The sequence below is a fragment of the Deinococcus sp. genome (assembly GCF_025362455.1).
In the GTDB taxonomy this organism is placed as follows: domain Bacteria; phylum Deinococcota; class Deinococci; order Deinococcales; family Deinococcaceae; genus Deinococcus.
The window spans coordinates 44,401-53,879 of sequence record NZ_JANYGJ010000133.1; the positions used below are offsets into that span (position 1 = coordinate 44,401).

Here is a 9,479-nt window from a genome sequence, read left to right on the forward strand (position 1 = left end):
TAACTTGCAGAACGCTGTACTGAGCGGCGTTCGCGGCGGTACGTTCAAGGAAGACGGCCAGCCCTACACCATCCATGCCTCGATCAGCTCTCCGTGAACGCGCCCAGCTTCCTGAACCGCGCCGCCCGCCCGCTGAGCCATTCGTCGGGCGACTGGGTGCCCAGCTCGTCGAGGTGGCGGCTGACCGCTTCGCCTAGCGCGGCGGCGGCGGCGTCTATGTCGAGGTGGGCGCCGCCTGTGGGTTCGGGAATAATCTCCTCGACGATGCCCATTTCCAACAGGTCAGGGGCGGTGAGCTTGAGGGCCTCCGCCGCCTCCGGGGCCTTGGCGCTGTCCTTCCAGATGATGCTGGCCGCGCCTTCGGGTGAAATCACCGAGTACCAGGCGTTTTCCATAATTAGTACCCGGTTGCCGATGCCGATGGCCAGCGCCCCGCCGCTGCCGCCCTCACCGATCACGGCGCACACGGTGGGCACCCGCAGGCGGCTCATGCGCTGGATGCTCTGGGCGATGGCCCAGCCCTGGCCGCGCTCCTCGGCTTCCAGGCCGGGGTAGGCGCCCTGGGTGTCGATCAGGGCCACCACCGGCAGCCTGAATTTGTCGGCCAGGTCCATCAGCCGGATGGCCTTGCGGTAGCCTTCGGGGTTGGAGCTGCCGAAGCGCCGACGGATTTTGTCCTTGGTGTCGCGGCCCTTTTGCTGAAGCAGCAGCATGACGGGTCGGCCCTGCCACCTGGCCGGACCACCGATCAGCGCCTGGTCGTCGCCGAAGGTGCGGTCGCCGTGCAGCTCCACGAACTCGCTGGTCAGGCGCTCGACGTACTCCAGGGCGGTGGGGCGCCCGGCGATACGGGCGAGCTGGACCCGCTCCCAGCGCGATAAGCTGACCTGGCCGCGCAGACGCTCCAGTTGCTCGCGCAGGGGGCTCAGCGCCGCATCGAGGTTTTGCCCGCTGCTGAGTGCGGTGCCCTCCAGGTCGCGGATATGGGCCTCCAGCGTGCGCAGGGTCTCGGCGGTGGGCCTGGTGGGGCTGCTCACGGGGCGACCTGTGTTGAAGCGGCCTGTGATGAGGCGGCCTGCGCCTGGGCCACCGGCACGGGCTGGTGCATCAGCAGCCGCAGCAGCTTGGCCAGATCGCTGCGCTGCTGCCTGCGGTCCACGATCATATCGACCATGCCGTGTTCCAGCAGGAATTCGGCCCGCTGAAAGCCTTCCGGCAGGCTCTGACGGATGGTCTGCTGTATCACGCGCGGCCCGGCAAAGCCGATCAGGGCGCCCGGCTCGGCCACGATCACGTCGGCGATGGTGGCAAAGCTGGCCGTCACGCCTCCGGTGGTCGGATCGGTCAGGACGCTGATGTACGGCAGCCCCCTGGCCGACAGGGCTTCGAGGGCGATGGTGGTTTTGGCCATCTGCATGAGTGACAAGGCACTTTCCTGCATCCGGGCGCCGCCAGAAGCGGCCACCAGCACCAGCGGCAGACCCATCTGAGCGGCCCGTTCGGCGGCGCGGGCGATTTCCTCGCCGACCACGCTGCCCATGCTGCCGCCGGAGAACTCGAAGTCCATGATGGCCACCACCACGTCCACGCCCTCGATGCTGCCGCGCCCGGTCAGGATGGCGTCGGGGCGGCCCGTTTTGAGTTGAGCCCGCTTGAGGCGCTCCGGGTAGCTCTCGGTATCGTGGAACTTCAGCGCGTCGACGGGATGCACCCGGCCCGACCACTGCTCCAGCGGACTATCACACAGCACCTCGGCGCGTCTGGAGGCGCCCAGGCGGTGATGCAGGCCGCAACTGGGGCAGACGTAGGCGCCCGCCGCCAGGTCGCGCAGGTAGACGTTTTCCTTGCACTGGGGGCACTTGCCCCACAGATCAGGCGTCTCGGTCTCAGCAACCGGGTTGACCTGTGGACGACGCCTGCGAAAAAACTTGTCGAGGGCCAAGACGAACACTCCTTTGAAACCACATCTGAGACCACGTCACTCCGAAGTACACCTGGAGTCCGAATAAACTCAGGCCAGAATGAACGTGGAGTAGCAGCGGGCATTCTAGCGGCGCCGGGGCGGGCGCGGCGTATGAAGGCGCCGCTATGGACCGAGTTCAATTCTGACTTGAGGCGTGCTCAGTCGCCCAGTTTGCGCCGCAGATACCCTTCCAGCCCCTGAATCGAGTCCCTGAGCTGGGCCGTGCTCACGCTGTCTTTGCTCAGGCTGGTCGGGCTGAGGCTGGTCGGCAGGGCGCCTGCGCTGCGGCCCTGGGTGAGCTGGGTGTCCAGACCCGAAAAGCGCTTGTCGAGGCTGGCCTGCAACTGGGCGAAACGGCTGGCTTCCTGGCTGTCCAAGCTCTGGCGCACCGAGTCGAGGTCGCGCAGCAGCTTGGCGGTGTCGGCCTCGCGGCGCAGGGTGCTGAAACTGGCCGCGACGTAGGCCAGCACCGCGATCAGGGCGCTGGCGATCAGGATGAACAACCCCAGCGGCCCGTTGTAGGTCGCAAAACCGAGGTTGATGTCCTGCATGGTCAGCAGCGACGAGATGTTTAGCAGGCCGAACACGACGTGCAGCACCAGCACGGCGATCAGGAGGATGAGACGCATAGCGCTAGGGTAACATCCGGGCGCCGCGCCCAACCGACACGGGCAGCGCGGCGCCGTACCAGTCGGTCTTCAGCCCCCCCAGCCCAGCATCGTGGACCCGGTTGGGCACTCAGATCGGCAGCCTCAGCTCGCCAGCAACCCGGCCAGCACCTCGGCGGCGTTGGTGTTGGGGTTCACGTCGTCCCAGCGCCTGGCTACCCGGCCATCCGTGCCGATCAGGAAGGTGGTGCGGCGGGCGTAGGTCACGGCACCGTCCTCGGTCTGGGTCAGCACCCCCAACTGCTCGCCGAGCGCGTGGTCCCCGTCCGAGATCAGCGGGAAGCTCAGCCTGCACAGCTCCCGGAACGAAGACTGCACGCTGCGCGAGTCCACGCTGACGCCCAGCAGTTGCACGCCGAGGGCGGCGAACTCGCCCTCCAGCGTCTGGTAGCGCCGCGCCTGCATCTGACAGTGGGTGCTGGTCACGTTGGGAAAGAACAGCAGCATCCGCCGCCCCACGTAAGCGCTGAGCTGAACAGGCGTGCCGTCGTCGCTGCGGGCCGAGAAGTCCTGAACGGAGTCGCCGGGAGCAAGGGTCACAGCCGGAAGTCTAGAACGGCTTTTTCTGACGGAACGTGCCTTTTCTGGCGCCGTCACCCAAGTCTTTAGAGGATGCTTACGGTAGGCCGCAGACCTGACACCGGGGCGGGCACTATCAGCTACCGGGTACCTCGCTCCAGCCGGTCCACAGCAGGAGCTGGTGCGCCAGCACACTCAGGTGCTGACCGTCGGTGTTCAGCCGGTGAACCCAGACTGGAGCCGCCTGTTCCAGCTCAGCCGCCCGCAGCCGACTTCGTTCCAGATGCTCGTCCAGCGCCGAGCCCCGTTCGCGTTGCCGCAGCCGCCCATCCCCATCGGTCACCCCATCCGAGGCGCCCAGCAGCACGGCGGTAACCAGTGGCTCGTCGCCCATCGCGGCGCTCAGCTTGCCGGTCTCCAGGACGCTGACGGTGTTGGTGTAGATCAGGCGCCGGTAGCCGAGTCGGCGGTAGTTGGCCCACATCGCCGCCAGGTTCTGCTCGGCCAGGTTCGCCTCCCAGGGGGGCGGATACGCCAGGTCCAGAGTGTCGCCCTCGATCAGCGCGTGTTTGATCCGGGCGGCGCTCAGCAAGGTGTGGAATTCTGCGGCCAGGCTGGTCTTGCCGACCCCGGCGCGGCCTCCGATGAAGAGGACTTCGCTGCGAGGACCGACTGAATGGTCGCTCACTCCACCCGGCCCAGAATCAGCTCCGGTACTCGCGGCTGGCCCTGGCCCACGCTCAGGCCGTTTTCGAGCAATTGCTGCGCTGCCTCCAGCCCACGCCCGTCCCGATGATAGATTCTCGCCAGCACTTCACCGGCCTGCACCGCCTCGCCCGGTTTTTTCACCAGTTCGACGCCGACACCGTGGTCGATCGCCTGACCTTTGCGCTCGCGCCCGCCGCCCAGGACCAGCACCGCCTGACCCACCGCCAGCGCGTCCACCGCCTGAACGAAGCCGCCGGTCTGGGCTATCACCTCGGCGCGTCCGGGGGCCACGTCGAGCTTGTGCGGCTCATCGACGTAACTGGGGTCGCCGCCCTGCGCCGCCACGAAGGCCCGGAGTTTGGCGAGGGCCGAACCGCCTTGCAGCGTCTGCCGGGCACGGGCTTCGGCCTGGCCCGCTTCTTCGCCAAAAGCTGAGAGCGCTTCTACCGCCAGCGCCACGCACAGCTCGGTCAGGTCATGGGGACCGTGCCCGCTGAGGGTGGCGACCGCCTCCTGAACTTCCAGACTGTTGCCCGCAAAACGGCCCAGCGGGGCGTCCATACCGGTCAGCACGGCGCGGACCCGGCGCCCGGCGTGGGTGCCGATGTCCACCATCGCCCTCGCCAGGGCTAGGCCATCGTCCAGCGTCTTCATGAAGGCCCCGGCGCCGACCTTCACGTCCAGCACGATGGTCTGGGCGCCGCTGGCCAGCTTCTTGGACATGATCGAGCTGGCGATCAGCGGCAGGCAGTCCACCGTGGCCGTCACGTCGCGCAGGGCGTAGAGCAGCCCGTCGGCGGGCGCCAGGTCTTTACTTTGCCCCACCAGCGCCAGGCCGATGTCGCGGGCCTGCTTGAGAAACGCCTCGTCGGATAAGGTGCCGCTCCAGCCGGGAATGCTCTCTAACTTGTCGATGGTGCCGCCGGTGTGCGCCAGGCCGCGCCCGCTCATCTTGGCGACGCTCAGACCCAGGGCCGCCAGCATCGGTGTCAGGATCAGGCTGGTCTTGTCACCCACACCGCCGGTGGAGTGCTTGTCTACCGTGTTTTGTAAGCTGCTCAGATCGAACTGCTCGCCGCTGCCTGCCATCACCAGGGTCAGGTCGGCGGTCTCCGCAGCGCTCATGCCGCGCAGGTAGACCGCCATCAGCCAGGCGCTGATCTGGTAATCGGGCACCTCGCCGCGCACGTAGCCGAGAATCAGCGTCTCCAGCTCGGCGCGGGAGTGCGCCTGGCCGTCGCGTTTGCGGGCGATCAGTTCGGGAATGGACCGGGCAACTGGGGCGCTCATGCCCCAGGGTACACTCCGGGCCGTTCAGGGGGCCGGGCGGGCACTTCAAGTCAGGATTAAGCGCCGGGCGCATTCTTGTCAAGGCCGTTTCGAGTGGCCAGGAGGTGTCCCATGTCCGTACCGAACCTGAGCCCCTTGAAAGTCCTGCCCCGCCGCCGTCCCGTCTCGCTGGAGGCTAGATTCCAGCACCTGTCGCGCCGCATCGCCGACTTCTCCGGCAGCGCCACGGCCTTCACGGTGGCCCTCCTGACCCTGGTGGTCTGGGCCATCACCGGGCCGCTGTTCCGCTTCTCGGACGCCTGGCAACTGGTCATCAACACCGGCACCACCATCGTCACGTTCCTGATGGTCTTCCTGATCCAGAACGCCCAGAACGAGGACACCCGCGAGCTGCACGCCAAGCTCGACGCCGTGCTCCAGGAACTCCGCGCCGAGCGCAACATGATCCACGACGCCGAGCTGCTGCAACTGACCCCCGACGAGATTCTGGAAGAAGTGCGGCTGGGCGAGCTTGAAGACTGAGTGTTTCAGGGGACCGGGCGTACCAGCGGGCAAGCAGCACATCGGAACAGGTTTGTGACTGGATTGTGAGCTGTAAGCCAGTTAGGCTGATCGGGCCTTACCCCACATACCAGCTCCACGCCGCTACCCTCTGGAGGTCTACATGCGACTACGTTCCAAATTACTGCTGCTGCCCACCCTCGCCCTGCTGAGCGCCTGCGTACCCGCCGCTGGCAGCCCGGCCCGCGCCACCGCCAACATCCTCGACGGATCGGGCAGGCCGCTGGGCACCGCCACCTTCGTGCAGAGCGGCTCCGGCACCAAGATCACCGTCAGCGTCAGTGGGTTGGCGCCGCGCAGCCGTCACGGCCTGCACCTGCACGCAGGCGCGTCGTGCGCCGATTCGGAAGATAACGGTAGCCTGGTCAAATTCGGCGCGGCGGGCGCCCACTTCGACCCATTAAATACCAAGAGGCACGCCGGGCCGCTGGTGAGTGCCAACCGGGGCCACGCGGGCGACCTGCCCTACCTGATGGCGAACGCACGCGGCGAGGCGGTGGCGGTGCTCAACACCACCCGCCTGAGCGTGCGTCAGGGTCCAATCTCGGTGCTAGGGCGCTCGATCATCGTGCATGAGGGCGGCGACAGCTACGACGACCTCAAGCCCAACGGTGGCGGCGGTGGGCGGATCGGCTGCGGGGTCGTGACGGCGATTTAAGCGCCGCGCAACTCACCTTTGGGCTGTTTTATGGCCGCTATACTGCGCGGTTGATGCGACCTCCCTGGCGGAATGGTTGCCCAGACCGAGCACTACAGAGGAGCACTCCGCATGACTGTACTCGATGCCGTACCTACCGGGGCCACCCCCCAGACAAAAAACCGTGTCGGCTTTATCAGCCTGGGTTGCCCCAAGGCCCTCGTCGATTCCGAGCGCATCCTGACCCAGCTCCGCGTCGAGGGCTATCAGGTCGCCGACAGTTATGCGGACGCCGATACCGTCATCGTCAACACCTGCGGCTTCATCACGCCAGCCGTCGAGGAGAGCCTGGCGGCCATCGGTGAGGCGCTGGAGGCTACCGGCAAGGTGATCGTGACCGGCTGTCTGGGCGAGCGGCCCGACAAGATTCTGGAGCGCCACCCCAAAGTGGCCGCTATCACCGGCTCAGAGGCGGTGGACGACGTGATGCGGCATGTGCGCGAGCTGCTGCCGATGGAAGCGAATCCGTACACCGATCTGCTGCCCACCGCCGCGCCGGGTGCCCGCAACGTGGCCGCGCCTGTATTGACGGCTCCCGTGCGCGAAAACACCCGTCACGGCGACGTGTTCGCGCCCAGTGTCAAGCTCACGCCGCGCCACTTCGCTTACCTGAAAATCGCCGAGGGCTGCAACCACACCTGCTCGTTTTGCATCATTCCCAAGCTGCGCGGCAAACAGGTCTCGCGCGACGCGGCGGCGGTGCTGTACGAGGCGTACCGGCTGGTCGCAGGCGGCACCAAGGAACTGGTCGTCATCTCGCAGGACACCAGCGCGTACGGCGTGGACATCCGCTACCGCGAGAGCGAGTTTCAGGAGGCGCCGGTGCGTGCCCACCTGACCGACCTGGCCGTCAAGCTGGGCGAGATGGGCGCCTGGGTGCGGATGCACTACGTCTACCCCTACCCGCACGTCGAGAAGGTCGTGGAGCTGATGGCAGCGGGCAAGATTTTGCCGTACCTGGACGTGCCGCTCCAGCACGCCAGCCCGAAGATTCTGAAGCTGATGCGCCGCCCCGGTGCGGGCAAGCAGCTCGATACCATCCGGCGCTGGCGGGAAATCTGCCCGGACATCACCATCCGCAGCACCTTCATCGTGGGCTTTCCCGGCGAGACCGAGGCCGACTTTCAGGAGTTGCTGACCTTCCTGGAGGACGCCCGGCTGGACCGCGTGGGCGCCTTTCCCTACTCGGACGTGGACGAGGCCGACGCAGGTGCCCTGACCGGGGCCGTGCCGGAAGACGTGAAGATGGAGAGACTGGCCCGCTTCATGGAAGTCGCCCAGCGCATCAGCGCCGAGAAGCTGGCCGAGAAGGTGGGCCGGGTGATGCCGGTCATCATCGACGAGTTCAACGATGAGGAGGGCGACGCAGCGGGAAGTAAGCTCATAGGCCGCACCCAGGGCGACGCGCCGGGCATCGACGGTCAGGTGTACCTGTTTGCGGGCGAGTTCGCCGGGCAGATTAAAATTGGCGACATCGTGGACGCCCGCATCGAGGACAGCGACGAGTACGACCTGTTCGGGGAAGTGGTGGCCCGGCCAGACTGGAAACCGAACGTGCCGCAGATGGGGCACTTCGGGGGCCACTGAGCAGGCGTGATGTTGATAGTTGAGAAATCAGAGCGTTCATATTACTGTTAACACCAGGGGCGGATGACCTACCGACTTCAACTCGCACGACATCCCAGAAACCTGGGCAGCAAACACGCCCTGCTCATCGAGGATTTTCTGGGGATGGCTCGTCAGGGCAAGAAAACGTGTCTCCGAGCTGTCGTGGAGATGTGCAGCGACCTTCACCGGAACGGCATGGACTGTCAGCACATCAAGCATCTGGGCGGGCCGCTCTACGAACTCAAAAAACGTGCCTCCGACGGCGGCGCCCGCGTTTATTTCTTCCGATTAGAGGAGAGTTTCGTGCTGGTCCGCGCCGAATGTAAAAAGGAAGACCGGGCCAGCGAGAAACTTCTCAGCGACGTACTGGACGTCATTGAGGCGCTGGAAAGCGGATTAGGGATATTTTGAGGAGGGTAGCCGTATGAAAGACATCAATCCACGCCTCGCCGCCGTGCTGGCTCAGCCGGAGCGCGTGGTTTCGCCGAGGCGAGACGTTCCGGGCTTGCTGGCCGACACGACACCCGCCGAGCTGGAGCGGAGCGCCGAACATCTGAGCGTGACGTATGCGGCGGGCGCGGCGTTGAAACAGGCACGGCATCAACGCGCCCTTTCGCTGCGTCAAGCTGGAGCTGCCAGTGGCCGCAGTGCTCCCCGCATCAAGGCAATTGAAGACACCGAGATTGATATTCACCTGAGCACCGTCGTAGAGCACGCTCGCTCGCTCGGCTACGCCACTGAACTCACGCTGATCCCACTCGACGGAACAGGCGCAGTAATCCGGGCGCAACTGAGCGAATCGGCAGTGAGCCGTAAGTTGAAAGCAAAAGCAGGATGACTATTCAGGCGACGTTCAACATGCTGCCGGGTGAGCGTATAGGTACTCTGAGTGCTTGAACGGCTGGAAAATCCGGATCGGCACGCCTGGAGGCCGTTTTTCAGGCATGAGACGGCCTCACTCGTCGCCTCGCTGTGGATCGCCCTGGATGGCCGCTCGGCGCTGGAGATCAGCCGGAAGGCGGCGCCTAGCTTTGTCTGCGTCGCCGATACCAGCGAAGAAAACCTGGAATTCATCGAGGGTGAGCAGGTGCTGAGCCGCGCTGAGTTTAAAGGCTTCTATGCTCAACTGATGATGCAGCGGTCAAGCGGGGAAAAAGAGCTGCTTTAGCGCCGGGTCTCAGAAGCCGTCCTGAGCCTGCATCAATCGTCGTAACGCTGGCGTGGGCGCCGTGAGAGTCAGGAGCGCCGCTGCAAAACGGGCGCTCTCGTCCGCGCTGAGCACGGTGATGTTGTCTGGCTCGATGTTTTGCATCAGCTCGGCGAGAGACGAATTCAAGTTGCTAACGCACGGGTCTGATGGTTGGAGTGTACCTCATACGGGGTGCAGTACCCCAGGACCTTGCGGGGTCGGTGGTTGAGGGCGTGTTGGACGGCCAGGACGGTGCTGAGATCGACCTGAGTGAAA

Annotated in this window: 13 protein-coding genes; 6 read left to right on the forward strand and 7 right to left on the reverse strand. The window is 65.6% G+C overall.

Going from position 1 to position 9,479, the window contains the following annotated elements; genetic code table 11:
* Positions 1-83: 83 nt before the first annotated feature.
* The 6 genes from Q0R23_RS10365 to Q0R23_RS10390 form a co-directional block, all read right to left on the reverse strand.
* The gene (locus Q0R23_RS10365; protein WP_293912759.1) at positions 84-1,037 is read right to left on the reverse strand and encodes an acetyl-CoA carboxylase carboxyltransferase subunit alpha; all 954 of its coding nucleotides are present in this window, start codon (positions 1,035-1,037) and stop codon (positions 84-86) included.
* Positions 1,034-1,942, reverse strand: a complete 909-nt coding sequence (gene accD / locus Q0R23_RS10370) for an acetyl-CoA carboxylase, carboxyltransferase subunit beta (protein ID WP_293912761.1) — start codon at positions 1,940-1,942, stop codon at positions 1,034-1,036. Before accD ends, Q0R23_RS10365 begins: the two co-directional genes overlap by 4 nt.
* Positions 1,943-2,121: 179 nt before the next feature.
* Complete coding sequence (locus Q0R23_RS10375; RefSeq protein WP_293912763.1) at positions 2,122-2,592, reverse strand: LapA family protein; 471 nt, start codon at positions 2,590-2,592, stop codon at positions 2,122-2,124.
* A 123-nt stretch (positions 2,593-2,715) separates the two neighbouring features.
* On the reverse strand, positions 2,716-3,171 hold the full coding sequence (locus Q0R23_RS10380) for a peroxiredoxin (protein ID WP_293912765.1): 456 nt from the start codon (positions 3,169-3,171) through the stop codon (positions 2,716-2,718).
* 115 nt (positions 3,172-3,286) lie between these two features.
* Complete coding sequence (locus tag Q0R23_RS10385; protein WP_293912767.1) at positions 3,287-3,838, reverse strand: hypothetical protein; 552 nt, start codon at positions 3,836-3,838, stop codon at positions 3,287-3,289.
* The gene (locus Q0R23_RS10390) at positions 3,835-5,148 is read right to left on the reverse strand and encodes a thymidine phosphorylase (protein ID WP_293912769.1); all 1,314 of its coding nucleotides are present in this window, start codon (positions 5,146-5,148) and stop codon (positions 3,835-3,837) included. Before Q0R23_RS10390 ends, Q0R23_RS10385 begins: the two co-directional genes overlap by 4 nt.
* 111 nt (positions 5,149-5,259) lie before the next feature.
* Here Q0R23_RS10390 and Q0R23_RS10395 point away from each other — a divergent pair, with 111 nt between their 5' ends.
* The 6 genes from Q0R23_RS10395 to Q0R23_RS10420 all read left to right on the forward strand — a co-directional run bounded on the left by Q0R23_RS10395 (position 5,260) and on the right by Q0R23_RS10420 (position 9,182).
* A complete protein-coding gene (locus Q0R23_RS10395) occupies positions 5,260-5,670 on the forward strand; it encodes a low affinity iron permease family protein (RefSeq protein WP_293912771.1) in 411 nt (136 codons plus the stop codon).
* A 142-nt stretch (positions 5,671-5,812) separates the two neighbouring features.
* A complete protein-coding gene (locus Q0R23_RS10400) occupies positions 5,813-6,367 on the forward strand; it encodes a superoxide dismutase family protein (protein ID WP_293912773.1) in 555 nt (184 codons plus the stop codon).
* Positions 6,368-6,478: 111 nt separating this feature from the next.
* Positions 6,479-7,993: a 30S ribosomal protein S12 methylthiotransferase RimO gene (gene rimO / locus Q0R23_RS10405; RefSeq protein ID WP_293912775.1), complete on the forward strand. Its 1,515-nt coding sequence runs from the start codon at positions 6,479-6,481 to the stop codon at positions 7,991-7,993.
* A gap of 63 nt (positions 7,994-8,056) precedes the next feature.
* A complete protein-coding gene (locus tag Q0R23_RS10410; RefSeq protein WP_293912777.1) occupies positions 8,057-8,425 on the forward strand; it encodes a type II toxin-antitoxin system RelE/ParE family toxin in 369 nt (122 codons plus the stop codon).
* Positions 8,426-8,438: 13 nt separating this feature from the next.
* Positions 8,439-8,852, forward strand: a complete 414-nt coding sequence (locus Q0R23_RS10415; RefSeq protein ID WP_293912779.1) for a hypothetical protein — start codon at positions 8,439-8,441, stop codon at positions 8,850-8,852.
* A gap of 51 nt (positions 8,853-8,903) precedes the next feature.
* On the forward strand, positions 8,904-9,182 hold the full coding sequence (locus Q0R23_RS10420; protein ID WP_293912781.1) for a hypothetical protein: 279 nt from the start codon (positions 8,904-8,906) through the stop codon (positions 9,180-9,182).
* 9 nt (positions 9,183-9,191) lie between these two features.
* Here Q0R23_RS10420 and Q0R23_RS10425 read toward each other — a convergent pair whose 3' ends face one another.
* A complete protein-coding gene (locus tag Q0R23_RS10425) occupies positions 9,192-9,350 on the reverse strand; it encodes a hypothetical protein (protein WP_293912783.1) in 159 nt (52 codons plus the stop codon).
* Between the last annotated feature and the right edge of the window lie 129 nt (positions 9,351-9,479).